The sequence below is a fragment of the Desulforamulus aquiferis genome (genome assembly GCF_030577015.1).
In the GTDB taxonomy this organism is placed as follows: domain Bacteria; phylum Bacillota; class Desulfotomaculia; order Desulfotomaculales; family Desulfotomaculaceae; genus Desulfotomaculum; species Desulfotomaculum aquiferis.
In genome coordinates, this window is the sequence record NZ_JARPTC010000002.1 from 88,077 (window position 1) to 114,746 (window position 26,670).

General features: G+C 40.9%; 22 protein-coding genes, 1 pseudogene and 1 riboswitch. Of the genes and pseudogenes, 20 read left to right on the forward strand and 3 right to left on the reverse strand.

Features of this window, described 5'->3' with window-relative positions; translation table 11 throughout:
- Nucleotides 1-43 precede the first annotated feature (43 nt).
- The 5 genes from P6N53_RS01530 (at nt 44) to P6N53_RS01550 (ending at nt 4,327) form a co-directional block, all read left to right on the forward strand.
- Entirely contained in the window at nt 44-1,618 is a 1,575-nt protein-coding gene (locus tag P6N53_RS01530; RefSeq protein ID WP_304540605.1) for a DUF5050 domain-containing protein, read from the forward strand.
- Nucleotides 1,619-1,761: 143 nt separating this feature from the next.
- Nucleotides 1,762-2,256 (forward strand): small multi-drug export protein, encoded by a 495-nt coding sequence (locus P6N53_RS01535; protein ID WP_304540607.1) that lies wholly within the window; start codon nt 1,762-1,764, stop codon nt 2,254-2,256.
- A gap of 35 nt (nt 2,257-2,291) precedes the next feature.
- Nucleotides 2,292-3,032, forward strand: a complete 741-nt coding sequence (locus P6N53_RS01540) for a hypothetical protein (protein ID WP_304540609.1) — start codon at nt 2,292-2,294, stop codon at nt 3,030-3,032.
- A 15-nt stretch (nt 3,033-3,047) separates the two neighbouring features.
- Nucleotides 3,048-3,437 (forward strand): GntR family transcriptional regulator, encoded by a 390-nt coding sequence (locus tag P6N53_RS01545; RefSeq protein ID WP_304540610.1) that lies wholly within the window; start codon nt 3,048-3,050, stop codon nt 3,435-3,437.
- A 17-nt stretch (nt 3,438-3,454) separates the two neighbouring features.
- Nucleotides 3,455-4,327 (forward strand): ABC transporter ATP-binding protein, encoded by an 873-nt coding sequence (locus P6N53_RS01550; RefSeq protein ID WP_304540611.1) that lies wholly within the window; start codon nt 3,455-3,457, stop codon nt 4,325-4,327.
- On the opposite strand, the gene P6N53_RS01555 is transcribed toward P6N53_RS01550, so the two are convergent.
- Together P6N53_RS01555 and P6N53_RS01560 are read right to left on the reverse strand one after the other, a co-directional pair.
- Nucleotides 4,324-5,931 (reverse strand): ABC transporter permease, encoded by a 1,608-nt coding sequence (locus tag P6N53_RS01555; RefSeq protein ID WP_304540612.1) that lies wholly within the window; start codon nt 5,929-5,931, stop codon nt 4,324-4,326. The genes P6N53_RS01550 and P6N53_RS01555 overlap by 4 nt on opposite strands.
- Nucleotides 5,931-6,848 carry an ABC transporter ATP-binding protein gene (locus tag P6N53_RS01560; RefSeq protein WP_304540613.1) on the reverse strand — a complete coding sequence of 306 codons (918 nt, stop codon included), beginning with the start codon at nt 6,846-6,848 and terminating at the stop codon, nt 5,931-5,933. The genes P6N53_RS01555 and P6N53_RS01560 overlap by 1 nt, the downstream gene beginning before the upstream one ends.
- 177 nt (nt 6,849-7,025) lie before the next feature.
- Between P6N53_RS01560 and gldA the strand changes: the two are divergent.
- The 10 genes and pseudogenes from gldA to ychF all read left to right on the forward strand — a co-directional run.
- Nucleotides 7,026-7,226: pseudogene (gene gldA / locus P6N53_RS01565) on the forward strand (glycerol dehydrogenase); the annotation flags it as partial.
- Nucleotides 7,227-7,485: 259 nt separating this feature from the next.
- Entirely contained in the window at nt 7,486-10,749 is a 3,264-nt protein-coding gene (locus tag P6N53_RS01570) for an efflux RND transporter permease subunit (protein ID WP_304540614.1), read from the forward strand.
- A gap of 20 nt (nt 10,750-10,769) precedes the next feature.
- Nucleotides 10,770-11,873, forward strand: a complete 1,104-nt coding sequence (locus P6N53_RS01575; RefSeq protein ID WP_304540615.1) for an efflux RND transporter periplasmic adaptor subunit — start codon at nt 10,770-10,772, stop codon at nt 11,871-11,873.
- 61 nt (nt 11,874-11,934) lie between these two features.
- Nucleotides 11,935-13,392 (forward strand): sensor histidine kinase, encoded by a 1,458-nt coding sequence (locus P6N53_RS01580; RefSeq protein ID WP_304540617.1) that lies wholly within the window; start codon nt 11,935-11,937, stop codon nt 13,390-13,392.
- Complete coding sequence (locus P6N53_RS01585; RefSeq protein ID WP_304540618.1) at nt 13,370-14,059, forward strand: response regulator transcription factor; 690 nt, start codon at nt 13,370-13,372, stop codon at nt 14,057-14,059. The genes P6N53_RS01580 and P6N53_RS01585 overlap by 23 nt, the downstream gene beginning before the upstream one ends.
- A 154-nt stretch (nt 14,060-14,213) precedes the next feature.
- Nucleotides 14,214-15,407 carry a M24 family metallopeptidase gene (locus tag P6N53_RS01590; RefSeq protein WP_304540619.1) on the forward strand — a complete coding sequence of 398 codons (1,194 nt, stop codon included), beginning with the start codon at nt 14,214-14,216 and terminating at the stop codon, nt 15,405-15,407.
- 15 nt (nt 15,408-15,422) lie between these two features.
- Complete coding sequence (locus P6N53_RS01595; RefSeq protein ID WP_304540620.1) at nt 15,423-15,824, forward strand: PaaI family thioesterase; 402 nt, start codon at nt 15,423-15,425, stop codon at nt 15,822-15,824.
- Nucleotides 15,825-15,841: 17 nt separating this feature from the next.
- On the forward strand, nt 15,842-16,195 hold the full coding sequence (locus P6N53_RS01600; RefSeq protein ID WP_304540622.1) for an arsenate reductase family protein: 354 nt from the start codon (nt 15,842-15,844) through the stop codon (nt 16,193-16,195).
- 147 nt (nt 16,196-16,342) lie between these two features.
- Nucleotides 16,343-16,876, forward strand: a complete 534-nt coding sequence (gene rbr / locus P6N53_RS01605) for a rubrerythrin (RefSeq protein WP_304540624.1) — start codon at nt 16,343-16,345, stop codon at nt 16,874-16,876.
- 128 nt (nt 16,877-17,004) lie between these two features.
- Complete coding sequence (gene ychF, locus P6N53_RS01610) at nt 17,005-18,105, forward strand: redox-regulated ATPase YchF (protein WP_304540625.1); 1,101 nt, start codon at nt 17,005-17,007, stop codon at nt 18,103-18,105.
- A 100-nt stretch (nt 18,106-18,205) separates the two neighbouring features.
- On the opposite strand, the gene P6N53_RS01615 is transcribed toward ychF, so the two are convergent.
- Nucleotides 18,206-19,948, reverse strand: a complete 1,743-nt coding sequence (locus P6N53_RS01615) for a Na/Pi cotransporter family protein (protein ID WP_304540626.1) — start codon at nt 19,946-19,948, stop codon at nt 18,206-18,208.
- Between the two features lie 217 nt (nt 19,949-20,165).
- Here P6N53_RS01615 and P6N53_RS01620 point away from each other — a divergent pair, with 217 nt between their 5' ends.
- The 5 genes from P6N53_RS01620 to P6N53_RS01640 all read left to right on the forward strand — a co-directional run bounded on the left by P6N53_RS01620 (nt 20,166) and on the right by P6N53_RS01640 (nt 26,624).
- On the forward strand, nt 20,166-21,443 hold the full coding sequence (locus tag P6N53_RS01620) for a BaiN/RdsA family NAD(P)/FAD-dependent oxidoreductase (protein WP_304540628.1): 1,278 nt from the start codon (nt 20,166-20,168) through the stop codon (nt 21,441-21,443).
- Between the two features lie 52 nt (nt 21,444-21,495).
- Nucleotides 21,496-21,604: riboswitch (SAM riboswitch) on the forward strand.
- 73 nt (nt 21,605-21,677) lie between these two features.
- Nucleotides 21,678-22,361, forward strand: a complete 684-nt coding sequence (locus P6N53_RS01625) for a hypothetical protein (protein ID WP_304540630.1) — start codon at nt 21,678-21,680, stop codon at nt 22,359-22,361.
- A 2-nt stretch (nt 22,362-22,363) separates the two neighbouring features.
- Nucleotides 22,364-24,766 carry a homocysteine S-methyltransferase family protein gene (locus P6N53_RS01630; RefSeq protein ID WP_304540631.1) on the forward strand — a complete coding sequence of 801 codons (2,403 nt, stop codon included), beginning with the start codon at nt 22,364-22,366 and terminating at the stop codon, nt 24,764-24,766.
- 17 nt (nt 24,767-24,783) lie between these two features.
- The gene (locus P6N53_RS01635; RefSeq protein WP_304540632.1) at nt 24,784-26,340 is read left to right on the forward strand and encodes an ASKHA domain-containing protein; all 1,557 of its coding nucleotides are present in this window, start codon (nt 24,784-24,786) and stop codon (nt 26,338-26,340) included.
- A gap of 2 nt (nt 26,341-26,342) precedes the next feature.
- Nucleotides 26,343-26,624 carry a hypothetical protein gene (locus tag P6N53_RS01640; protein WP_304540633.1) on the forward strand — a complete coding sequence of 94 codons (282 nt, stop codon included), beginning with the start codon at nt 26,343-26,345 and terminating at the stop codon, nt 26,622-26,624.
- Nucleotides 26,625-26,670: the final 46 nt, after the last annotated feature.

The following is a 26,670-nucleotide window of genomic DNA, read 5'->3' on the forward strand; positions in this document are numbered from 1 at the left end:
GATTTTTCCCTGAATGAAGTTAGCAATAAAAGGAGTTTAAAGTATGAAGAGAAAAATTGTTCTAGTGTTGATCATTTCAGCATTGCTGATGCTGGTGATTCCTGTTGGGGCATTTGCCTCATCAAAGGCTGTTAAGATCTCGCTTCCCGGTTTTAACGTTACTTTAAACGGGGTTCAGGTAGACAATAAATATCGCCAATACCCCCTTATTATATATAAGGATATTACATATTTCCCCATGACCTATTATGATTGCAGATTCTTAGGAATCGAAACAAAATGGGATAGGGTAGACGGTCTTGAAATAGATAAAACAGGTATCTCTGGAGCCTATAGGCCTTACCAAGGAAAGGTCAGAAACGGATATACCTATACGGCTAATATCCCGGAATTTAATGTAAAGGTAAATGGAAAAGCCATCAATAATTCTGAGGAGGAATACCCTCTCCTGGTATTCAGGGATGTAACCTATTTCCCTATGACTTGGAGATTTGGTGTTGAAGAGTTTGGCTGGGATTATAAATTTGACTCAACAAATGGGCTAGTTATCCAGTCAGCTAATGGAATGCTAGATCAAGGCAGCCTTCCAGGATATAAGGATGGTCCCTTTATAAATGCCGGACAATATTATTACTATGGTGGTTCCGAAGGTGAAATTTATCAGACTTCTGTAAATAATCTAAAAAACCCAAGAAAAGTTTATCAGCTTCCCATGTGGAGCTATGGGGATTCATATGTTTACTATGATTTAATTAAGAAAGATGGAGTTGCTTGGCTTAGTTACCATCAGGGCGGAGCTGTTATGGGATCGGATTATTATATTAAATTAAAGGACGACGGTACCTGGGAAGAGGTCGAAGTCGGCTATTTGACGTTCAGAGTTTTCGGGGATATCACAGTTAGGCTAGACCAGAGGGGGCCACCGGGAAGTAATAATCTAATGGTAAAATACCCTGGACAGGAATATGTTCGGGTGGGAAGTCCCGATTATCTGTATGGCTGGGATTATGAACATGGGAGATCTTCAGAAGGTGGGAGAGCCAGCGGGGATATTTATCTAACAGGTGATATCATCTATGTATTAGGGGTAAATAGAGAAAAGGATACGGATGCAAGTAAAATCTACCGGGTCAATATTCACACAGGGGAAACAATATGTGTAAGCAATTTAAGGGCCAATTCATTTAAGATGGATGATGACAATATATATTTAATAAGTGAAGGCAAGCTTTACAAACAAACTATTGACGGAGTAAACGAGAGACAACTGGAAGTTACAGGCCCGGTAAGCCTTAATTTTGACATTCAGGTAATGGACGGTAATGTTTATTATGTTAATAGGGAGGACAATGAGTTATATCAAGCAGTTACAGGCCAATCCTTAAATCCCGGCGGAAAGGTAACCGGATTGAAGCTTGAGGATGGCTACCTCATTAGTACATTTGAGGAAGATAACAATAACCATTATAGGATTATAGTATTTGATAAAAGTGGCAAGGAGGTTTTTAAGTCCTCGGATATTGCCAAGATAAACACCATATCCATAGAAAACAATAAGCTTGTTTATGTAGAAAGCACAAGTAAGAATATGTATTCAAAGGAGTTAATTAATAGCTAAAAATATTAATTATAGTTATACTTATAAGGTTCAACTGGTAATTGATTACCAGTTGAACCTTATTTTTATTCCTTGATAATTTATCCCACCATATGTTATAGTGTATATATAGATATAAACACCATAACACTAGGAGGGCAAAAATGAATTTTTTTGAATTATTGTGGGCATATATGCTTGTGTTTTTACTAGCTGCAGTACCTTTCTTTGAAGCCTACGTTGTCATTCCCCTAGCCATTATTACAGGCTTATCGGTGGTACCAACTTTCATAATAGGCTTGGCAGGGAATGCATTTACCGTATTTTTATTAATTATTTTTATTCATAAAATTAAAGTATGGAGACAAAATCGGAGGGCTTCTGAGCAAAAGGAGCCTAGTAAACGTTCCCAAAGGGCACAAAAATTATGGGAGAAATACGGGTTGCCTGGTCTTGCCATCCTTGGCCCGTTATTAGTGGGAAGTCACCTTACAGCCTTTATGGGAGTGTCTTTAGGGGAAAATAAACAGAGAACCCTTTATTGGATGGTTATAAGCATTACACTATGGAGTATAGTATTTTCCATTTTAGCTTATTTAGGAGTGGATTTCTTAGGCTATAAGGATCACAATTTTCTTAATAGGTTCTTTCCCCAGTAGAGAGATATCATGAATTGGAAGTGAGGTATTATTCCATGCTACAGCAGGCCATTTGGTTAGCAAAAAAGGAAGTAAGGCAAAGTTGGGTGGCTATATTATTTACTGCAGTGGTCACAGTATTATTGGCGCTATTCACAACCCAGCTTCTTGAACAATCTGTCAGAAAGCTTTTTGCAATGGAGCCATTTTTTTACAATAGCTTTATGATTGATATTATGTTTATTGGAATTACCCCATCATTAGCAGCAATTTTCATGTCCGGGCCATATTTAAGCTATAGAACCATTAATGAAGATCCTTATGTCAAAAGAATGGCTTTTTTTCGCTCACTACCGATCCCGATAAAAACACTAGCCTTAAGCCGAACCTTTATTATGTTGGCAACATTAATCAGCATGTCTAGTGTTTTTTATATGATAATAGCCTTTGGCCTATCTGATACTTTTTTTCAAAATATTACTCCTAATGAGTTTCTGGTATTTATATTTTTTTGGTTCGGCTATACCTTGGCCCTGGGAGGGTTTAACCCCTTTATTGAATATGGAACAAGCGGTAAGGTATTGCATATCACCCCCTTTGTTCTCATTGGTGTATTGATTATCATTATGGTTATATTTCGCTATTTATCCAATTATAGCTTTGTTGAATGGAGTCTTTTATTAGTAAAGGATTTTGGTTGGGTTATAGCTCTGATCTCCTTGCTTGTTGGGATAATAGGGTGCTTTAGCTGGAATCAATTACTGACCAACCGCTTACTAAAAAGAGATTTCCTGTAGTGGGGGGGAAGGTATATGAAGTTACCAATTCGGGTTTCAGAGGAGAGCAGAGAACCTATTTATCATCAAATTGAAACCCAGGTTAAATCCTTGATACTTAGTGGTCAGCTGTCACCTGGTACTGCCCTTCCTTCCATTAGAGCACTGTCCCTCGACCTGGCCTGTAGTGTTATCACAACAAGGAGGGCCTATCAAAACCTAGAAAATGATGGATTTATCAAGACAGTCCAGGGGAAGGGTACCTTTGTTAGGGAGATAGGAATAATAAGAAAAGAAGAAACAAAACACAAGGCAGTATATGATGCCTTTATAAAGGCTGTTGAACAAGCAGAACAATTAGGTTGCTCCAAGGAAGAAATGCAAGTCATTTTTGATACTGTAATGAAACAAATTGACCGTAAATAGGTCAGGTGGAGGAAGGTATGAATATTTCAGTTTTAGACATAAAGGGGTTAACAAAACATTTTAAAAGGTTTACCCTTGGGCCTTTGGATTTGCAGATAGAAAAGGGTACTGCCATGGGCTTAGTCGGGGCAAACGGTTCAGGTAAGAGTACACTTCTTCGATTGCTTATGAACATTCTTCAGCCTGACGGTGGTACAATTGAGTTCTTAGGTCAAAGAACAAAAGAAAATGAGACTGAATTTAAGGAAAGAGTTGGTTATGCTGGTGAGCTGTTAGAACCCTTTGGACATGTGACCATCAAAGAACTTTCGTCCATGGTATCCTATTGGTATCCCAAATGGGATAATCATCGTTATGAGCATTTTCTTAAAAGATATAACATTGACGAAGGTGCTAAATATGGGAAATGTTCGAAAGGAACAAAAAAGAAAGTGGAATTTATCTTTTCCATATGCCATGACCCACAATTGCTGCTACTTGATGAACCGTCAGTTGGTGTCGACATAAGCTCCCAGAGAAAAATTAAAGAGGACTTAATGTCCTTTATGGAAAATGGGGAAAAGAGCATTATAATGGCCACCCATGCCATCGACGAGATTAAAAGCATTTGCGATATCATAACTGTTTTGCATGAAGGAAGGATAATTTATTCTGTAAATAAAGATGAAATATATGAAAACTGGGCCAGGATTTGGGTGTCAGAGGTTAGGGAGCAAATAGCAAGGCACCCAAATGTGTTGAGTATAACAGGTAGCCCCTTGCAGCTTGTAACAAATAATTTACGGGCAGTGGAAGAGGAATTGAGAAAGGAACAAATCTCCATTACCCACATACAAAGATTAGCGGTTGAAGAAGTGCTTGAACATTATATTGAAACAAATAGTGCCTAACTATTACCAAGGATATCCCTTTTGTTGTAACCAACAAAGCCTATTACTATCAGCAACAAGGCAATGACAGTTACTATAGAAAGCTTGGCCAAATTAAAATCTTCAATGGGCACTTGTGGAACATTGCCAAAGGGTGATAAGTTAGCCAGCCAATCTGGAAATTGCAGTAATGCCCCCAGGTATACCACAAAAAAAGAATATCCTAAATATAGCCAGGCTAATACTGCCGCTTGTGGGACAAAGCCAATCAAAAGCACAGCAGCACCGATCAGCACCCACATAGCAGGTAAATATACCATACCAGCATTAAAGAGGGTACCAAAGGCAATGGGAGCATCCATTGCTGCTGTACCTGCAGACCATAAACCAATTACAGCAAGCAGCAGCATAGCAAAACTAGTGATAAAAGAAATTAAAGCATAACTTCCCAATAAGGTTGTGCGGGATACCGCCCGGGCAAGTAAGTGTTCGGTGCGGTTTTGTTTTTCCTCTCCATTAAGCTTAAGAATTACCAGCAGGGCGGGAATTGTGCAAATTAAGGAGATGATTGACATCATCATGGTTAAATACTGTTCCGTTAATGAAAAGCCTTCAATAGGGGCCAGCAGTTCTCGCATCATTTCGTTTGTTTCCAAAAATGATTCTAAATCCCCAAGGACGGAACCATAGGAAATGCCTAAAATGAACATGCCTATTGCCCAGGCAGTTAGCCCTGTGCGTTGAAGGGTTAAAATAAGCCCCAACGGACTTAGCAGAAAGGCTGAAGCATTTCTTCTGCCTGGCCTTTCAGGTATAAAGCCAGCCCCCAAATCACGGATTGCATTCAAATAAAGGGCAAGCAGCAGGATGGCAATGGCAACTCCCAAGGTGACTAAAATCGGCCACCAATAATTATTGACATACACCTCAGAGTGTAATATCCAACCAAGGGGCGAAACCCAGGAAAGGGCTTCATTGCTGACATCACCGATTGCCCTGATTAGATAAGAAAGTCCTAAAATCATAAAGGAAAAGCCAAGGGTGCCCCGGGAGTTTCCGGAAAGCTGGGCAAATAATGCTGTGACTGCTGCGAAGAAAATGCCCGTTGCCCCTAATGCCGCACCATATAAAAGGGAGCCTGCTAAATCCATGCTTTCTATAGCCAGGGCATACAAGCCAAGTCCTACTAATAGGGCTAAAAGCAAATTGGTTCCAATTAAAACCCCGGTGGCTGCACTTAGGTTAGATAACCTTCCAGCAGGGAGAGCCAGGATCATTTCAATACGCCCGTCCTCTTCGTCTACCCGGGTATGACGGGTAACAAGTAAAATGCTCATAATGGCCACCACAATAGCGGAAAAAAGCAGCATTTGATGGGCCATCATGGCTCCAACTGTATAGTTATCTAATCCGTAGCCAGGCCCCACCATGGCGATCATAGCAGGGTTGTTCATTGTTTCGGCTATTGCCTGTCTTTCCTGGTCAGTAGCATACAGGCCAAGAAAGGCTAGAGCAGTAATTAGTGTGACCAGAGTTATGGCAATTATCCATAGGGGAATGCGCATACGGTCTCGTCGCAGTATTAATCGGGCTATTTTTCCCGTATTATGATATTGATTGGGCATTATGAAGCACCTCCCGCGCCAACAGTGGAGGTTCCCCCCGTCCCTTTATAATGCCGCATAAATAAATCTTCTAGGGTAGGCGGAGCACTTTCTAATTTTATAACTCCGAATTTACTTATATGTTTAATCACATTTGACAATTCTTCTGCATCTACCTGTAAGGAAAGGGCTTGCTCCTGCTCTTGAATATCATGAACACCCTTCAAGTCATTTAGAGCTGCGATAGGCTCTATTGTTTCCACAAGGAGACTTGTTCTTGTCAAATGACGCAATTCCTTTAAAGTACCCGTTTCAATGATTTTACCCTGGCGAATGATACCTATCCTATCACATAATTTTTCTACCTCGGATAGGATATGACTGGAGAGCAGGACACTTTTTCCGGCCACTTTAGCCTCACTGACACATTCTTGGAAGATCCTTTCCATCAAGGGATCAAGGCCTGACGTAGGTTCATCTAATATGTAAAGCTCTGCTTCTGATGAAAAGGCGGAGATTAATGCAACCTTTTGACGATTGCCCTTTGAATAAGTCCCGCATTTTTTAGAAGGATCCAGATCAAATTTCTGAATGAGTTCCTCCCGCCGATTTTTATTATTGGAACCACGTAGCTTTACAAATAAATCAATTACTTCACCACCAGTGAGATTAGGCCACAGGTTTACGTCACCAGGGACAAATGCAATTTGCTTATGAATTTCCACTGCATCGTTCCAGGCGTCTTTGCCAAATATCGTTGCTTCACCTTCACTGGCTTTTAAAATACCTAATAGTACTCGTATGGTTGTAGATTTACCCGCTCCGTTCGGGCCAATAAAACCGTAGACTTCCCCTTTGTTAACCTCCATATTAACCCCATCTAAAGCAGTAAATTTGCCAAACCTTTTCGTCAGCTTGCTGGTCATTAATACTGTCATTTGCTACCCCCCCTACATATAAAGTATCCACTTAAATCTAGGTAGGTATTCTTAATATCCCCAGTAGGGTTTAGGGTTAATATATGCAATTAATATATAACAGCAGGAATTTTATCTCAATTGATTCAAACCATGTAAATTGCCCCTGAATAGTAAATTTTCTAAGGCGCATAATAAAGTGGAGGCTTAGCCGCTGCCCATGCTATACATAACGGATTCACTGTATTTGAAGAATGCCACCATTTATATCATGGCGAAAAGGTAGCATTCGGAACCATAGTCCAACTAGTCCTTGAAAATAGAGGTGTGGAAGAAATTGAAGAGGTTATTGGCTTCTGTATTAGTGTAGGACTCCCTGTTGCACTAGAGGAAATGGGGAAGATGTATAGGTAATGATATATAAAGATTGCAGCTAGCAAATGACTCCGGTATTGAGCCGGGGTCATTTTTTTGTTCCATTGGTATCGTTTAAGTTTACTATATGGTTGGCAATTTTGCGTAATATTTCTGGTTGCGCATGACAGGGGTTAATAATTAGTTGTCTATCTGTTAAGAAAAAATTAATAATTGCTTTCAAAATATTTAAGAAGCTTACAGTAATATTTACACGTGCAGATTAACTGAAAGGACGAAAAAAATGAATAGTGATCCTAGAAACTTCTTAGGGAGAATTTCCGAATTTTTTATTAACAAATATAGAGTGGTTTATTTGATTTTAGCCGCACTAGTTCTCATGGGTGTAAATGCCTATATGCAATTGCCTAGGGAAGAGCAACCAGAAATTGTTGTTCCCTATGCCATGGTTGCAGTATCCTATAGTGGTGCTGCTCCCAATGAAGTTGAAAGTTTAATTACCGATAAAATTGAAGGGAAGCTGGAGGAACTAGGGGATGTAAAAGCCATTAGCTCTACGTCAAGTAATGGAATTTCAACAGTTCTGGTTGAATTTAATCCTGGTGTTGATATGGAGAAAAATCTACAGGAAATAAGAAATAAAATAGCGGATCTGCAAGATGATTTACCGGAAGATGCAGGTATACCCGTTGTCAGGGGCTTTGAAACAGGTGCTGAACCGATCATGGTTTTAAATGTAAGCGGTGCTTATGACCTAATTACATTAAAGAATATTGCCGAGGCTATTCAAAAAGAAATAAAAAGAATTGACGGGATTAAAGAAGTTGAAATGGTTGGCGGTTTAGAACGGGAGATCAATATCTATATAGACCCGGCCAAACTGGCTGCCTCCAATATTTCAATGAATGAAATAAAGAATGCAATTATAAAAGCCAATATCAATGCACCTGGTGGAAATCTTGAACTGGATAATCTGCAGTATAGTATACGTACCGTAGCAGCTTTGCAATCTCCGGCAGATCTAGAGAATATAATTGTTTCTACAAAAAATAATACCCCTGTCTTCTTAAAGGATATAGCCAGCGTTGAAGACAGCTACGCCAAAGCCACATCATATTTCGGCATGTATAAAGAGGGGATATCCCAAGAAAAAACGGTAACACCTGCCATTTCTCTTACCGTAACAAGAAATGATAGTACAGATACAATTAAGCCCAGTAATGAAATTAAGGAACTGCTGGAAAATGGCAAAGGTAAATTATACCCGGAAGATGTCCTCATTACTATCAGTAATGATATGGCAGTTAAAGTAGATGAGCAATTGGCTGATGTAACAGGAAATGCCATATCCGGACTTTTGATTATAATTATTGTGTTATTTTTGTTTATTGGGTTCCAGGAGTCGCTAATTGTTTCCTTTGTTATTCCCATTTCCTTGCTTTGTACCTTTATGTTGCTGCAGTACAGCGGTATGACCCTTAATAGAATTTCTTTGCTGGCCCTGATCATTGCCTTGGGAATGCTGGTGGATAATGCTATTGTTGTTATGGAAAATATCAATAGAATACGGGGTCAGGGATTAGATATAAAAAGTGCGTCCAAGTTTGCTACCAATCAGGTTGCACCGGCAGTTGCGGCATCCACTTTAACCACCATGGCTGCATTTTTTCCAATGGCGTTGATGTCGGGCATTAGGGGAGATTTCATGAAAGTAATCCCCATCACAGTGATGTTTGCCGTTGGTGCATCACTCATAATATCTCTAATTATTACTCCGGCTTTATGTTCCAGGTTTCTGAGGACACATAAGGTAAAGAACAAGGAAAAGAACCCTAAATTGGTGTTGATCCAAAACATACTATCTGTTTTATTGGTATTTTGCCTATCTCTTTATGCATTCAGTAACGGTTCCTTTGGCTTATTATCTTGGAGCAGTGCAGTCCTGTTTTCAGGAGCAATGTATTTGAAAAAATTTAAATATAATAATAGCCCCCTTAATGGATCTAGTTTTATTAAACTCTATGAGGGATTTATGGCGGGGATTCTTAGAGATAAAAAAAGAAAATTATCTATTTTAGCAGTCACACTCCTAATTTTTATCATCAGTTTATCAGTGATTCCGCTGGGACTATTAAAAATAGCATTGGTTCCAACGGTAGATAATCCCAATATATCAATTGTTGTAGAAACACCAACCGGATATTTACTGGATGACTCAGGAACTGTAGTTAAAGAAATAGAAAATGTATTATTCACCTATCCTGAAATTGATAATTTTATTAGTAAAGTTGGTATTGAAGGTGCCAATTCAGCACAACTTTCTGTTGTTCTGGTTCCTTATGAAGAAAGAGCTAGAGCCAGTATGGAAATAGTCGATCAATTAAGGGCTGATGTGAAGAATATCGCTGGGGCCAGGATAACTGTTAACCAAGGCTCACGGGGATTGTCTGGTGATATACCTATTAGTATTGAATTAAAGGGAGATAATTTAGAGGAGCTAGCTGAAACTGCAGAGGATTTTAAAAACATATTAAATTCTATCCCTGGGGTAGTTGAGCCAAGTACAAGTTTGGGTGAAGGTGCTCCCGAAATCCAGGTAGTGGTAGACCGGCAAAGAGCAAGCCTGTTAGGCATTGACCCGACAACCATAGGCACTGAGATAAGAAATGCCGTGCAAGGTATAAAGGTTTCAACATTAAGAGAAAACCAGAAAGAAGTAGATATTGTCATCCGCACAAGTGCAGAAAGATTTAATACTCTGAGGGATTTGGAAAAGGTATACTTTACTTCTTCTGCAGGAGAAAAGATCGCCTTTACCCAAGTTGCCTCCCTTGTGGAAACAAGAGGATTCAGTGCCATAGAACATCAAGACTTACAGCGAATTATTAAAGTGGAAGCGGATTTGACCAAGGGAATTACGGTAAATGAGGTCTTAAGTACATTTAAGTCAAAAATAAGTGATTACTCTGTTCCCGGTGATGTGACAATATCCTACGGAGGAGAGTCTGAGGCCACGGCAGAGGTTTTTGGTGAATTAGCTGTTAAGATGATTGTGGCAGTGATCCTGGTATTTATCATTCTGGTCATTGAATTTAATTCTTTATCCCAGCCATTGACCATTCTTTTTACAGTGCCCTTAGCAGTGATCGGGGTTATGTTCGGATTAATTATTACACACAACAATTTCGGTATGTATGCCTTTATGGGTGTGGTCTCCCTGGTGGGTATAGCAGTGAATAATGCCATAGTTTTGGTAGACTTTACTAATGATTTACGGAAAAAGGGTTACGATATGCTGGATGCACTCACAGAAGCCGGCAAAATAAGGTTTCTGCCTGTATTTATCACATCTATGACCACCATTGGAGCAATTTTACCTCTGGCCTTAAAGGATCTAACTTATGGAGAAATGGGATTTACTTTGATTTTTGGGTTGATGACGTCTACAGTACTGACACTGGTGATTATACCAATCTTATATTCACTAGTGGAAGAATATAAACTTAAGTTTCAAAAGAAAGTACCCATTTTAATAGATAAGGAGTAAGTGAAAGGAGCCCAAAAACAATGAAAACAAATAAATGGTTAATCCTTATTTTTCTCTTGTTGCCCTTGATTTTCACGGCTTGTTCAACTAAGACTGTAGAGGAAGATGCCAAGAGTATTCCTGTAGAGGTTATGAAGGTTGAAACCACTACAATAGCTAAGGATCATTATACTATGGGGAAATTATCCGCCAGCGAGGAAGTGAATGTTTCAAGCCAGGCAAGGGGTACAGTTAAGAACGTCTATTTTAATGAAGGAAATAGGGTAAGCAAGGGGGTCACCCTATATACCCTGGATAATGGAGATTTAATCAATGATGTTAATTTAAGCAAGGGCAAGTTAGATAAAGCAGTAGAAGACGCCAAACTCAAATTGCACGATGCACAGACAAATTTTAAAAATAACGAAATCTTGTATCAAGCCGAGGCCATTTCACGGAGCAACTATGATCAGGCACTTTTAGCTTACAATCAGGCCAAGTTAAATTATGAGCTGGCAGAAAAAGAAAGAGATTTAAATTATAAGTCCTTGGATGCCGCTGTAAATGATACTATAATAAAGAGTCCTATTGACGGCATTGTCTCCCAAAGAAATATCCAGCCAGGGGAGATGAACACCACAGTTGATTTTGTAATTGTTAACCTAAGCCCAATTGTGGTTAAGACAAACGTCTCCGAAGATCTGATCAACAGAATTTCTCTAGGGGATGAAGTAAAGGTAATTATTCAGTCCGGTTCCAAGGACGAGTATTCAGGCAAAGTCTCATCCATCAACCCAGTTGGAGTAAACAACGGTAATATTTATCCCGTTGAAATACAAATAGCAAATGACGACTTCATATTAAAGCCGGGCATGTTTGCTGAGGTATATTTTAAACTGGAAAAAGCTGAAAACCAAATACAGATTCCTAATAAGACAATATTGACCAGGGGCAATGAACAGTATGTTTATATTATCAAAGATAATATTCCACTAAAAGTACCTGTGCAAAAGGGAATTACCAACAATGGTTTTGTACAAATCCCTGAGGGACTGAGGGAAGGAGATCTGCTGGTGGTAAAGGGACAGGAGTATATTAATGAAAATAGTCAGGTAACCATTATCAACAATGTAAGCCTGTCATAATTTGGACCAGGGGTAAATACTTTGTATTTGCCCTGTTCGATATTTAGGAGGCACACAACCTATGTCCATTAAATCTCGTTTATTTCTTTCCTATATTGGTATGATAGTTATTCCGGTGATCTTAATTATATTGATAGCTAAAAATAATGTTAATGATGTCGATCCAATACGCGTATCAGAGCTGCTTGAAATAAAAAACGCGGAGATTTCCAGGAAAATAAATCTTGTGGAATTGAATAATGAAGATAAATTAGGAGATATAGAGTTCATTAGAGCTCTGGATACCGGACTGGATAATTTATATGCAAGTATGGTCTGGAGAAAAGATGGGCAGATCTTATATTCCGGGATTATGGACCAAGAATTACTGGCCCCTTTACTGCCGGATTTTAATGCGGAGTTTAATGAAGAAAGCTATTTTAAGAGTAAGTTTAAGAGTGATTATTTGATTTATCTACAAAAAGATTATTATCTCTCCGACCTATCTGAGAATTCCCTGTTTTTAGTTTTAAATGCAAAGCTTTTAGAGAGAGATATTACTATAGCACGGGTCTTATTTGTGATCATAATTATCAGTATCCTTGTTCTCACAACAAGGCTTTTAACTTTTTCCGTATACAGAGACATTATTAAGTCCATTCAAAAGTTAAAGCAGGCATCCAATGAAATTAAGAATGGGAATTTAGATTATCTAGTGAAACCACATTTGAAGGATGAAATTGGTGACCTTAGTCTTGCTTTTGAAGAAATGAGGGTGAGGCTGAAGGATTCACTGAAAATGCAGGAAAAATATGAAGAAAACAGGAGAACCTTGATTTCAAATATATCCCATGATTTAAAAACACCCATAATGTCCATTAAGGGATACATTGGAGGAATTCGTGATGGGATAGCGGATTCCCCGGAAAAGATGAATAAATATATTGATACCATTTATAAAAAGTCATGTGATTTGGAAACCATGATTAACGAATTGTTTTTATTTTCCAAGTTAGATTTAAAAGAGGTATCCTTTAATTTTCAGCCTATTGATATTATTAAATATCTAAAATACTGTGTTGAAGACACGACACTTGATTTGGAGAAAAAGGGAGGAAAAATTGAGTTACATCATCAAGAACAAGCAATTACTGTTTTGGTAGATGCTGAAAAGCTGCAGAGAGTTATTATGAATATTGTAGGAAATTCAATAAAATATATGGGAGAGAAACCCCTGCGGATAGGCATTTTTGTAGAAAACAAAGCTGAAACCGTATTGATTGAAATAAAAGATAACGGGCTGGGAATTTCTCAAGAGGATTTACCCTTCATATTTGAGCGATTTTATAGGACAGATAAATCTCGTAATACTTCCATTGGCGGAAGTGGTATCGGGCTGGCTATTGCCAAACAGATCATTGAAAAGCACGGTGGGGAAATCTGGGCGGACAGTGAAACTAATAAAGGAACCAGTATTTTCTTTGTACTGAGAAAATATGAAGGGGGCAGTGATAAGCTTGGCAAAAATATTGATAATTGAGGATGACATAAGTATTGCTGAGTTAGAAAGGGATTATTTGGAAATCAATGGATTCTCTATTGAGGTGGAAAATTCAGGTACTAAGGGAATAGAAAGGGCTCTAAAAGAAGATTTCGATTTACTTATCTTGGATCTGATGCTTCCAGGTATCGATGGATTTCAAATATGTAAAGAGTTGAGGAAAAGAAAGGATATTCCAATCCTTATGGTTTCTGCCAAGGGAGAAGGAATTGATAAGATAAGAGGACTCGGGCTGGGGGCAGATGATTACATCACCAAGCCCTTTAACCCCAATGAATTGGTGGCCCGGATCAAGGCACATCTTAACAGGTATGAAAGACTGACGAAAAAAGATAAAAGAAATGAACAGGTTATAGAAATTAACGGACTTACAATTGATACTAATTCAAGAAGAGTATTTGTGAATAACAAGGAAATTAATTTAGCTTCTAAAGAATTTGATATCCTATTGCTTTTAACAAGAAACTTAAACCGTGTTTTCAGCAAGGAGGAAATATTTGAACGTATCTGGGGATTAGATTCCCTAGGAGATGTTTCTACTGTAACCGTTCATATTCGAAAGATTCGTGAAAAAATTGAGCTAGACTCATCAAATCCACAATATATTGAAACACTTTGGGGTGTTGGTTATAGGCTTAAAATATGAGGTTTATCTTTGGATCTTTTGAGCATATTAAGAATTCGAAAGTTAGCTTTGTAGTTGTATATTTTTAAAATCTCTACCTCTGTATAATTATTGAGAAACAAGTGCTAAAATATTACAATAAATGTATGACCCAAATAAAAAGGGAGTAATGTTTATGATTCATAAAGTTCCTTTAGTTGAATTGCAAACCAGAATGAAAAGATTTCAAGAGCAAATGGATATGTCTTACCCCGAGTGGGAAGTTGCCATTATTGTTAGCAAGGTAAATCAATATTATTTTACAGGAACAATGCAGGATGGCATACTTATTATACTCAGGAATGGTGAACCTACCCTTTGGGTACGACGCAGTTACGAGCGTGCCCTGGATGAATCGTTATTTCCTTCCATTAAGCCGATGAAAAGTTTCCGGGATGCTGCAGCCGCTATAAAAAACTTTCCTAACACAGTTTATCTGGAAACTGAGGTAGTACCCCTGGCCCTTTACCAGCGGCTTAATAAATATTTTCCCTTTACAGGCTCAAGGGGAATAGATGCTCAGCTAGCTGCCGTGCGGGCAATAAAAAGTCCCTTTGAACTATCCTTAATGGAGCAAGCGGGCAATCTTCACAAAAGGATAACCGAGGAATATGTGCCGAGGATGCTAAGGGAAGGTATGAGTGAGGCGGACTTGGGTACGGAATTATTTGATGTCATGGTTAAGGAAGGGCATCATGGGATAGCCCGCTTCGGTATGTTTAATACGGAAATGCTCTTTGGACAGATTGGTTTTGGGGAAGGTTCGATTTACCCTTCTTATTTTAATGGGCCTGGGGGAAGCTATGGGTTAAGTCCGGCAGTGCCATTATTGGGCAGCCACAGGCGAAAGCTCAAGAAGGGGGATCTGGTATTTGTTGACGTGGCTTGTGGTGTGGAGGGATATCATACAGATAAAACCATGACCTACATGTTTGGGGAATCCCTTCCCCAGGAAGTCATTTCCGTTCATCAAGAATGTGTAGCTATACAAAATAAGATAGCGGAGTTGCTTAAACCAGGTGTTACCCCGGCATTTATCTATGAAACAATAATCAATGGCGTAAGTCCGGAGTTCATGGAGAATTTTATGGGCTTTGGCAATCGCAGGGTTAAGTTTTTAGGCCACGGCATTGGACTAGTAATAGATGAGACACCAGTAATCGCCGAGGGCTTCTATGATTTTTTACAGGAAGGCATGACCATAGCCCTTGAGCCAAAGAAGGGAATTGCCGGTATCGGTATGGTCGGCATTGAAAATACCTTTATAGTGACACCCCAGGGTGGACGGTGTATAACGGGAGATAACCCTGGGCTGATTCCTGTATATTAGAATTGGAGAAGAAGAATGAGTGAGCAAGTAATTAAATTTTTTGAGCAAGATAGGTTTGCTGCTTATATAGGTCTAAAGCTGATAAAAGCAGAGCCAGGTATAGCTGAGGTAGAGCTGGAAATTAATGAACATCATTATAATGCGGTAAACATGATTCAAGGTGGGGTAATCTTCACATTAGCCGATTTTGCCTTTGCTGCTGCTTCCAATGCAGGTGGGCAAGTGACCGTTGGAATTAACGCCAACGTTACATATCTAAAGGCCACAAAGGGAAAGGTATTGTTTGCAGAAGCAAAGGAGATATCTGCTTCCAAAAAGATTACAAATTATGTGGTACATGTGTTTGATGAGATGAAGGAGTTAATTGCAAGCTTAAGCTTTACCGGCTATAAAAAAGGAAGCAATATTGAATTTTAGTAACGGAGGCAATAGATATGGAATGGACGTTATTTGAATATCCGGGCTGAGGTACTGTAAAGAAGGCCAAGGATTGGCTAGATAATAGGGGCATCCGGTATCAGACCCGGCATATTGTCAAAGAAAATCCTTCGAGGGATGAAATAAAAGGGATGCACCAAAGAAGTGGCTTGGAAATTAAGAGATTCTTTAATACAAGTGGTGTGAAATACCGAGAGCTAGGTTTAAAGGATAAAATTAAGACCATGGCTATCGAGGAATTATATGATATCTTGGCTTCGGATGGGATGCTGGTTAAACGTCCTATCCTAACAAATGGGGAAAGGGTGCTGGTGGGATTTAAGGCTGATGAGTGGGAGGGTAAGCTGTAACAGCCTTTTTATGGCTAGGGTATTAATCTAACGAAAAAATTAACAAATGCTTAAATATTAGTAAAGCTATAGGAATTAGTTTACCATTTGTTGTATATTAATAAAAGGTTGAAGCTCAAATTAAATATTAAAAGGGAGGATTTATATATGGAGTTAAAGGGAAGTAAAACCGAAGCCAATCTTAAAGCTGCTTTTTCCGGAGAAAGTGAAGCCAGAAACAAATATACATATTGGGCCAGCATGGCTAAAAAAGAAGGTTATGAACAAATTGCCGGTATTTTTATTGAAACAGCTGACAATGAGAAGGAGCATGCTAAGAGATTATTTAAGTTCCTGAATGGTATCACTAATACCAAAGATCACCTAAAAGCTGCTGCTGATGGTGAGAATTATGAATATACCAACATGTATGTAGAATTTGAGAAGATTGCCCGGGAAGAAGGCTTCAATGAGATCGCCGATGTTTTCAGGGAAATTGGAGAAGTTGAAGAAGAACATGAAAAGAGATTCTTAGCACTGCTTAAGAACGTGGAGGAAGGTACAGTATTTAAACGCGACCAAGAAGTCAAGTGGAAGTGCCGTAACTGTGGCTATGTCCATAAGGGTAATGAAGCACCAGAGCTTTGCCCAGCCTGTGCCCATCCCCAAGCCCATTACGAACTTCTTTGTGAAAATTATTAAGCCATAGGCCGGTTAAAAATCCGGCCTTATTTTTTTGCAGATGGGCTGGCCAGTCTTTCTTAGTGGAAAATGCAGGCCATATATGATAAAATCCTTTAGTAATGAAAATACAGGAGTGATTAAGGGATATGTCAACTAATCTAACCAGTGGCATAATTGGCTTACCTATGGTAGGAAAAACAACAATTTTTAACCTGCTGACAAATTCTAACCAGGAAACGTCAAACTTCCTGAGTGGTAAAACTGAAACCATTACGGCATCTGCGAAGGTTCCCGATAAAAGAATTGATTTTCTTGTAGAAATGTATAAGCCCAAGAAGACAACCTATGCTCAGATCCAATTTAGTGAGGTGCCGGGTTTGGTAAGGGGTGCCAGTGAAGGAAAGGGTGTAGGTAATCAATTTCTCAGTGCCATAAGAAACGCAGATCTACTGGTGCATGTGGTAAGGGCCTTTGAAAACTCCGAGGTGCCCCACGTGGAAGAAGATATTAACCCCCTAAGGGATATTGAGACTATTTCCTATGAAGTGCTGCTGGCCGATATGGATTTAGTAGAAAAACGTATCCAGCGAATACAAGCGGGTAAAAAGCTTACTAAAGAAAATGCCTTCGAGCTGGAAGTGCTGAAAAAATGCCTTGCTGCCTTGGAAGAAGAGTCCTTGATAAGCCAACTGGGTCTTACAGAAGAAGAAAGATTCACCCTGAAGAACTATGCATTTCTAACTGAGAAGCCCATCATGTTGGTAGTAAATATTGATGAGGATCAGTACCGGGCAGGAACTTACCCAGGCAAATCAGAGGTGGAAAAATATGCTGCAGATAAGGGTATTGCAGTTATTGAGATATGTGGACGTATGGAAATGGAAATAAGCCAGCTTCCTGAAGATGATCGGGAGCTGTTTATGGAAGACTTAGGAATCTCAGAGCCAGGTATAGATAGATTAGCTAGGGCGGTATACGACTATCTCGGCCTAATATCCTTCCTGACAGCAGGAGAAGATGAAGTAAGGGCCTGGACTATTAAGAGGCAAACGGATGCTAAGAGGGCAGCTGGTAAAATTCACTCGGATATAGAGAGGGGCTTTATCAGAGCTGAGGTGGTGGCCTTTGAGGATTTGGTGACAGCAGGAACCATGGGTAAGGCCAGAGAAAAAGGAATGTTCCGGCTGGAAGGTAAGGAATACATCGTTAAAGACGGAGACATTATCAACTTTAGATTTAATGTATAAAATGATCATGCTTACTTAATTTAAGGTAATACTAAGGGGTCCTGTAGAAATTACAGGGCCCCTTTAGCATGACATATTAAATTGCCTGCAAGTCTATTAATTAAAACTTATTTTCTCCAAAGGCAATCTTTTTACTGGTTATTTTTACTTCCTGGCGTTCTAAGGTACCCATTTTGCCAAGTACATACTCGGCTATGTTAACTGCATGGTCACCGACCCGCTCAATGTTGCTTAGCATGTCAAGGAATATTGAGCCCTCGGAACCATTACACATACCATCGTTTAACCTCATGATATGTCCAAAGCGGAATTCCTTTTCCAGGTTGTCAATGACAACTTCATTTTTAATTACTTGTCTGGCCAGGGAATGGTTTCCGGTTTGCAAAGCTTCCAAGGCCATCTTTAAGGTTTCATCTGTAAGATCAGCAATTTGACGAATACTGGCCAGGGCCTCCTCTGAGAATGTTACCTTATTCTCCATGCTAAAAATGGTGGACTCAGTAATATTAGTTGCATGGTCACCGATTCTCTCAAAGTCATTGACTGCCTGGAGCAGGGTAGAAGCATAGTTAGACTGCTCTTCGGTCATATTTTTACTTGCTGATAGTTTGACAAGGTAATCGGTTATATTGCTGTCCAACCTGTTGATCAATTCTTCCTTTTGTTCTAGATACATGGGATTTAATTCTTTATCCTTCGGATTAAAGAAGAATCTGATAGACTCACCAAAGAATTCGCTGGAGTGGCGGCCCATCCTTAAAATCTCCTGGGTTGCTTGTCCTAAGGCCACCGAAGGGTTGGCAAGCAATCTTGGTTCCAGGTAACGGGGTTCCATATTAAACATGGCATCTTTACCAGGCACCAGCTTGGTAACGGCCCAGGCTAGATAGGATACAAAGGGCAGCTGGATAAGTGTGTTAGTAATGTTGAACATGCCGTGGGTTTGGGCAATCTGCATCCTAATATTAAGTGTTTCCCAGGTGCCCTCGAAGCCGGGAATCAATACAAATACATAATTAGTGGCTAAACGAATCACCTCGGGGAAGATACCAAATAAAAACAATGGCAAAAAGATAACTGTCCCGCTAATGTTAAACAATGTATGGGTGATGGCAGCACGGCGTGCCGCAACGGTGGTACCAATGCATGCCAGTAAAGCTGTTACCGTTGTACCTATGTTATCGCCAAAGAGGATCGGAACTGCCTGCTTGTAAGTAACTGCCCCCTGGTCAGCAAGTTCCTGCAGGATACCAATAGTAGCTGAACTACTCTGTACAATAAATGTGAAAACTGTGCCAATAAATACTCCAAGGAAAGGGTTATTTTCTATGCCTACCATTAGATCAGTAAAGAACTGTAAATCCTTTAATGGCTTTAATCCAGAGCCCATTAGCTCCAGACCAAAGAATAACATACCAAAACCAAAGACAACCTGTCCAATATTGGCTACCTTTTTGTTCTTGATAAAGAACAGCATAATAACACCGATTGCAATAATTGGTAGAGCATACTTTTCCAATTTAAAGCCGATTAAGTAGGCTGTCATGGTGGTTCCAATATTTGCCCCCATGATAACTCCGATGGCTTGCCTCAATGTTAATAAGCCTGCGTTAACAAGGCCAACGGTTAAAACAGTGGTTCCACTACTGCTCTGGATTAAAGCAGTTACCAGAGCACCGGTGATGACACCCCTAAGGGGCGTCTTTGTACCCTTTTCCAAGAACTCCTTCATTCTTGCCCCGGCGGTATTTTGTAAACCCTCGGACATAAATTTTATACCGAAAAGAAAGATACCCAGGCCACCGAAGCCTAAAAATAACACATCTTGGATAGAAATTGCCATGTATTATTCCTCCATTAGTAGACATAACCTTTTATATTTTAACAAATTTTAAGTTTTGGAAAAGTACTTTAACAATCTCTTAACAAAGAATTATTTTTTATAATCTTCTTAACTGTAATTTAACAAACTGCTAACTCTAGTAGACCAATGTATAGCCGTCATGCTCTGTGATACAATATTTGGTACTAGTGTATTAACAATAGGAAGTGAGTTCGAAATGGAAAATAGCTATGATGTAATAGTGGTGGGTGGAGGGCCAGCTGGCATGTTGGCCGCTTCTGTGGCAGCAGCAAAGGGTGCTAAAACCCTGCTCCTTGAGAAAAATGAACGCTTAGGTAAAAAAATGCTGATAACAGGTGGAGGAAGGTGTAATTTAACCAACGATACCGATATTGAGCAAATGGTTGCCAATATTCCCGGTAACGGGAAGTTTGTTTTCGGCAGCCTATATAGATTTTCAGGGCAGGATTTAAGGGATTATTTTAATAAATTAGGTATTAAGACTAAGGTGGAAAACCAGGGAAAAGTATTTCCCAGAAGTAACAGTGCTGCCCAGGTGGTAGAGGCATTGGAAAAGCATCTATTAAAGTTAGGTGTGAGGATCAAGTACCAGGCAAAGGTTGATGCCCTCATTGAAGGGTGGGGATGTTGCCGCGGTGTGGTGGTTGGGGGAAAAGAGCTAAAGTCAAAGGCAGCGGTGATAGCCACCGGGGGACTTTCGTACCCCAAAACCGGCAGCACCGGAGATGGTTATAAAATAGCCGGAAAGCTGGGCCATACTGTTACAAAACTATTTCCTTCAGCGGTATCGGTAACATGCTCAGATCCATGGATTAGGGAAAGGGATGTTCAGGGTTTATCCTTACCCTCGGTAAAAATCACCCTATATAATGGTAAAGGAAAAATAATGGCCTGTGAAATGGGGGACATTATTTTTACTCACTGGGGTATATCCGGGCCGGGCGCCCTCAGGGTAGGAAGGTATGTGTCCATAGAAAAACAGAAAACAGGGATAGAAAGCATTAGGGGAGAGATAGACTTATACCCAAGCACAAATCAAGAGGAAATAGCCCGAAGGCTTGGGCAAATTGCCCTTGAGGAAAATAAAAAGATCTTAAAGACTGCTTTAGCGACGGTGGTGCCGGAACGCCTAGCTCTGGTATTGGCAGAGCTGGCCGGGGTTAGCCCCCAGGTAACTGTGGGAGCGATCCAGAAAGAAACTTGGCGTAGGCTGGCCTTACTATTAAAAGGACTGCCTGTAAATATTGAAGGGACCAGATCAATTGATGAGGCTACTGTTACCGGTGGAGGGATAGCAGTGAAGGAAGTGGATCCCCGTTCAATGGAATCCAAACTGATAAAGGGACTTTTTTTTGCCGGAGAAATACTGGATATTGATGCCCATACGGGAGGGTTCAATATGCAGGTGGCCTTTAGTACAGGCTATGTAGCCGGAGAAGCTGCCGCTAAACATGCTTTAGAAAGTATTGACTGATAGTGCTAAATTAGTGTAAATTACGATTAATAAACAAATACCGACAATGATTACTTTATCAAGAGTGGTGGAGGGACTGGCCCAATGAAACCCGGCAACCGGCCTAAGATGGCGGCGGTGCCAACTCCTGCGGAGCTTTTTGAAGCTCGGAAAGATGAGGTGCGCTAAGGATGTTAAACCTACGCCCTTTAAATGGGCGTTTTTTTATATAAAATTACTTGCGGGAGGTTACTTATGCTGCTGCCCCAGGTGCCGGTGGAGATAAGGCTGGATAAGGTGCTGGGACTGCTAGGGCAAGGGGATAATAGTGAGTCGTTAGTCTCTCCCCTAGGAAACATAGTTGGTGAGGTAATTACACAGGCAAAATCCCTGTTATGTCCAACCGCAGCCTGGTCATGTTATGAATTATCATTAGAGGGCTATTTGATAGGTCCCGGGGGAGATAATATTCCTCTTCCAGGTATAAAGTTCAATAATACAAAAATCGAGAGAGTTAGTGTGATAGCAGTATCCATAGGAGAAGCTATAGAAAATAAGGTACAGGAAGCATTTAAACAGGGAAACTTTACCACCGCCATAATACTTGATTCTGTGGGAAACATTGCAGTTCAAGAGGTTGCTGATTGGATAGTAAATCTATTGTCCAAGCAATATCGAAGCAAGGGGTTGTTCCCCACACCAAGGTATATTCCCGGCTGTAAAGAAAATGAGCTGGCCTATTTACCACTTCTCATGGAACTAGCCGGGGCAGGTAATTTAAGTATAAATTGTACCCCGTATTACCAACTGGAGCCGGTAAAATCCCTTGTCTTTTGGGTGGGATGGGGTCCTAATAGAAGTATTATCCAGGTTAAATGTATGTCCTGCCAAAAAGAAAATTGTATATACCGAGTTAGAATAATGGAAGGAGAGGGTTAAGTTTGACCTTCAGGGATAGAGTAGGAAAGGAAATTCTGGTTGTGGACGGGGCTATGGGTACCCTGCTGCAGCAAAAGGGACTGCCATCAGGCTGGTGTCCCGAGGAGTGGAATGTAAGTCAGCCCGAAGCTGTAAAGGACATACACCGGCTATATTTAGAGGCGGGTGCAGATATAATTACAACTAATACCTTTGGCGCAATAAGTACAAAGCTTGAGGAGTATGGCTATGGACATAGTGTCAGAGACTTTAATCTTGCTGCTGTTAGATTAGCTAAAGAAGCAGCCCAACCCTTTGGAGCAATGGTTGCAGGCTCTGTTGGACCTTTAGGAAAATTCTTGCAGCCCCTTGGGACTCTAAGCTTTGATGAGGCCTACCAGCAATTTTACGAACAATGTAGGTGTTTGGTTGAGGCAGGAGTAGATTTAATACTCTTTGAAACCTTTGGGGATATTGGTGAGATGCGGGCAGCCCTGGTGGCAGCAGCAGATGCGGGAGATATTCCGGTAGTTGCCAGCTTTACCTTTGATGAAACAGGTAGGACCTTTACAGGAACCGACCCGGAAACTGCTGCTGTGGTGGCCGAGGGCTTAGGGGCTGTGGCCATTGGGGTTAACTGCTCGGTGGGACCAAAACAGTTAGTAAGTGTAGTTAAAAAGCTGGGCCAAAGCACAAACATTCCCATCCTGGTATCCCCCAATGCGGGCATGCCTGAGATTGTTGATGGAAGAACCGTATTTAGAGAAATGCCGGAAACAATGGCACAATATGCAGCCAGTTTTGTTGAGTATGGCGCATCACTCCTTGGCGGGTGTTGCGGAACAACACCAGAACATATTCAAGCCATCAAGGGCAGCGTTAAACACTTACAACCAGTGAAGAGATCTAGGCAGTTTGGACTCAGGGTGGCCAGCCGGGTAAAAACGGTTGCTATTGAACCAAACGGTATTCCTGTGGCTATTGGAGAGAGGTTAAACCCAACGGGGAAAAAAGCTCTGCAGGCCGAAATAAGGGAAGGGAAAACTGAGATTACCCGTAGAGACGCCCTGGCCCAGGTACAGTCAGGGGCAGCTATCCTTGATGTTAATGTTGGTGTTGGTGGTGTTGACCAGATTGCAGCCATGGAGAGGGCAGTTAATGCCGTGCAAATTTTAGTGGATGCACCCCTGTGTATAGATAGTACAGACCCAAAGGTTATCGAACACGCCCTGAAAATATATCACGGCAAAGCGATCATAAACTCTGTAAATGGTGAAGAACACAGTTTAGAGACTATCCTGCCCTTAGCAAAAAAATATGGTGCTGCTTTGATAGCCCTCACCCTGGACGACGCCGGCATTCCTCCCACCGCGGTAGAGCGACTGGCTGTGGCTAGAAAAATTGTGGAGCGGGCTGAAGCAGTTGGCATTCCACGGGAGGACATAATGGTGGACTGTCTGGTACTCACTGTCAGCGCTCAGCCTGAAGGTGTGCCTGAGACCTTGAAGGCCATTACTATGGTTAAAAGGGAACTTGGGACAACCACTAGTTTAGGCGTGAGTAACGTCTCCTTTGGTTTACCTAACCGGGGTTTGATAAATGCTGCTTTCTTTGCCATGGCCCTGTATGCGGGACTAGATGCAGCTATACTTAATCCCCAGGAACAACGTATGATGGAAACCCTCAGGGCATCTGCCGTATTATGCGGCAGGGATATGAGGGCGGAACAATATATTGCCTGGGAACAGTCAAAGGATGGTAGAGTTACCCCTGCTAAAACTGAAGAGGTTAAGGCGTTCACTCCCCTGGAGATGTTATACAATGCTGTTTTATCAGGGGATAAGGATAATATCATCAGCTACATTGAAAAGGCCATTACCGATGGGTTGGCACCCATGGATATTCTCGATAAAGCTCTTATTCCTGGTATTGAGGAAGTGGGTAAAAAATATGGAGAAGGGAAGTTTTTCCTTCCACAATTAATGATGGCCGGGGAAACTATGACCAAAAGTTTTGAGAGGTTAAGACCGGAACTGGCCAAGGGACCTGCCAAAAAAACCGGCACAGTTGTTTTGGCAACGGTGAAGGGTGATATCCATGATATAGGAAAAAACATTGTATCTGTGATGCTGGCAAATCATGGGTTTGATGTCATTGACTTAGGAAAAAACGTTGATAACCAGGAAATTATTAAAGTAGCTGAAGAACGTCAAGCAGAGATTATTGGGTTAAGTGCATTAATGACCACTACCATGATTCATATGCCCCAAATAATAGATACCATTAAAGAAAGGGGTCTGAACTGTAAGGTCATTGTGGGAGGGGCAGCTGTAACAGAGCAGTACGCCCGGGAAATTGGCGCCCATGGTTACGCAGAGGATGCCGTTGAAGCGGTACGTGTAGCCAAGGAACTTGTGGGCTTGTAAAAAGCGGAGATGATGGGTTGAAAAGCAATAAGAAGCGGATTACCTTTCTACCTGAGGGTCACATGGTAGAGGTTGTTGGGGATACAACGCTATTAGAGGCGGCAAGAATAGCCGGTGTTGAATTAGTCGCACCCTGCGGTGGTACCGAGCGGTGCGGGAGATGTGGAGTCAGGGTAACTATTCCTGGACAGGAAGGGGCTACCTTCTCCTTAGCCTGCCAGACAATGGTTATAAATGGGATGAAGGTGTATCTAGAGGACGAAGTAAATACTCAGCCTTCCAGCACAAAACAATACAGTAAAGCTGCAGCTCACCTTGGCATGGCTATAGACCTTGGAACAACCACCCTGGCAGGATACCTTCATGATCTCACAGACGGCAGTTGCCTGTCCTCCCACTCAGCACTAAATGGACAAGTTGCCTTCGGGACCGATGTTATTACCAGAATGGCTTATGGTGCAAGGTCCCAGGAGCATTACCAGAGGCTTACCCTGGCAGCCATAAATAGTATTGAAAAACTAATACAGAAATGCTGCTCTGAGGCTAAGGTATCACCCGACTCAATTTGCGAAATAGTTATTGTGGGCAATACGCCTATGATTCACCTATTGCTAAAATGGCCCATAGCAAGCCTGAAGGAGTCCCCATTTCAGCCTTATGCCATGGGACCCACATACATAAAAGGTAAAGAGCTGGCAATCCAAATAGCTCCCCAGGCTATATGCTATTTTCCGCCATTTATTGGAGGTTTTATCGGGTCAGATGCACTTGCTGCTGCAATTGCCTGTGATTTGGCAAACTCCCAGGATAAAACATTGCTGATCGACATAGGAACCAATGCTGAAATATTACTAAAAGATAAAGATAGACTTGTAGCAGTATCTGCCCCCGCAGGACCGGCCCTTGAGGGGGGCAATATTTCAAAGGGAATGATTGCTGCAGCAGGGGCCATCAATAAGGTCTGGTTGGATTATGATGTTAACCTTGAAGTAATAGGAAATATAAAGCCTCTGGGTATTTGTGGCTCGGGAATAATTGACTCTATCTCGGAAATGATTAGGTTAGAAATTATAAATTCCGAGGGCAATATTTCCGAAGCCTCACAGTTACCACCAGTTACTTCCTTTAAAATAAGAAGCAGGTTGAAAAAGGATGATCATGGACAGACCTATTTTCAATTGGCCAATGGGGTCAGTATCCAACAAGGGGATATAAGGCAAATACAACTGGCTAAAGGGGCCATTGAGGCTGGGATTAAAATTCTTTTGAAAGACTTTAAAATAGAAGATACGGATATTAGCAGTATTTTAATGGCTGGCGGCTTTGGCAATTATCTAAATCCAGCCAATGCCCAAAGAATTGGCCTGCTGGGAAATATTCCTTCAAAGAGAATAAAACAGGTAGGTAATACAGCCGGTACAGGAGCGGTAATGCTGCTACTATCCCATACCTTAAGGAAGGACGCGGAGATTTTAAGCACTAAGTTTAAACACCTTGGGCTGGCGGAGGACCCACGCTATCAGGAGCTATTTTTGCAAAGTCTAAACTTTCCGGAGAGAGAGTGTATAGAATAAACATGAATAACAAGAAATTTATCATTCATGCCATTGGAATCTTTATTACCATCACGGCACTCCAGGCCTTTGCTGTTGATATGGAACTGACCAAGGAGATAGGAATATCCTGGTATTGGGAATTTGCCAAGGTTGTCCTGGCGAAAGATTTATTTATCAAGGCATTTATTGCTTTATTAACAAGCGCTGTAATTGTTAAATATATGGGTGCCAAAAGGACATCCACAGTACCTACAAAGCCCACAAGAAAAAAGGGCGTTCCAAAGGTATCAGGAAAAAAATAGGGAGAATACACAAACAAAAGCTTAGCCCCGGGCATAAATCCCGGGG

Coding starts and splice junctions, on each gene's coding strand:
- P6N53_RS01530 (WP_304540605.1), top strand. CDS start 44: ATGAAGAGAAAAATTGTTCTAGTGTTGATCATTTCAGCATTGCTGATG.
- P6N53_RS01535 (WP_304540607.1), top strand. CDS start 1,762: ATGAATTTTTTTGAATTATTGTGGGCATATATGCTTGTGTTTTTACTA.
- P6N53_RS01540 (WP_304540609.1), top strand. CDS start 2,292: ATGCTACAGCAGGCCATTTGGTTAGCAAAAAAGGAAGTAAGGCAAAGT.
- P6N53_RS01545 (WP_304540610.1), top strand. CDS start 3,048: ATGAAGTTACCAATTCGGGTTTCAGAGGAGAGCAGAGAACCTATTTAT.
- P6N53_RS01550 (WP_304540611.1), top strand. CDS start 3,455: ATGAATATTTCAGTTTTAGACATAAAGGGGTTAACAAAACATTTTAAA.
- P6N53_RS01555 (WP_304540612.1), bottom strand. CDS start 5,931: ATGCCCAATCAATATCATAATACGGGAAAAATAGCCCGATTAATACTG.
- P6N53_RS01560 (WP_304540613.1), bottom strand. CDS start 6,848: ATGACAGTATTAATGACCAGCAAGCTGACGAAAAGGTTTGGCAAATTT.
- P6N53_RS01570 (WP_304540614.1), top strand. CDS start 7,486: ATGAATAGTGATCCTAGAAACTTCTTAGGGAGAATTTCCGAATTTTTT.
- P6N53_RS01575 (WP_304540615.1), top strand. CDS start 10,770: ATGAAAACAAATAAATGGTTAATCCTTATTTTTCTCTTGTTGCCCTTG.
- P6N53_RS01580 (WP_304540617.1), top strand. CDS start 11,935: ATGTCCATTAAATCTCGTTTATTTCTTTCCTATATTGGTATGATAGTT.
- P6N53_RS01590 (WP_304540619.1), top strand. CDS start 14,214: ATGATTCATAAAGTTCCTTTAGTTGAATTGCAAACCAGAATGAAAAGA.
- P6N53_RS01595 (WP_304540620.1), top strand. CDS start 15,423: ATGAGTGAGCAAGTAATTAAATTTTTTGAGCAAGATAGGTTTGCTGCT.
- rbr (WP_304540624.1), top strand. CDS start 16,343: ATGGAGTTAAAGGGAAGTAAAACCGAAGCCAATCTTAAAGCTGCTTTT.
- ychF (WP_304540625.1), top strand. CDS start 17,005: ATGTCAACTAATCTAACCAGTGGCATAATTGGCTTACCTATGGTAGGA.
- P6N53_RS01615 (WP_304540626.1), bottom strand. CDS start 19,948: ATGGCAATTTCTATCCAAGATGTGTTATTTTTAGGCTTCGGTGGCCTG.
- P6N53_RS01620 (WP_304540628.1), top strand. CDS start 20,166: ATGGAAAATAGCTATGATGTAATAGTGGTGGGTGGAGGGCCAGCTGGC.
- P6N53_RS01625 (WP_304540630.1), top strand. CDS start 21,678: ATGCTGCTGCCCCAGGTGCCGGTGGAGATAAGGCTGGATAAGGTGCTG.
- P6N53_RS01640 (WP_304540633.1), top strand. CDS start 26,343: ATGAATAACAAGAAATTTATCATTCATGCCATTGGAATCTTTATTACC.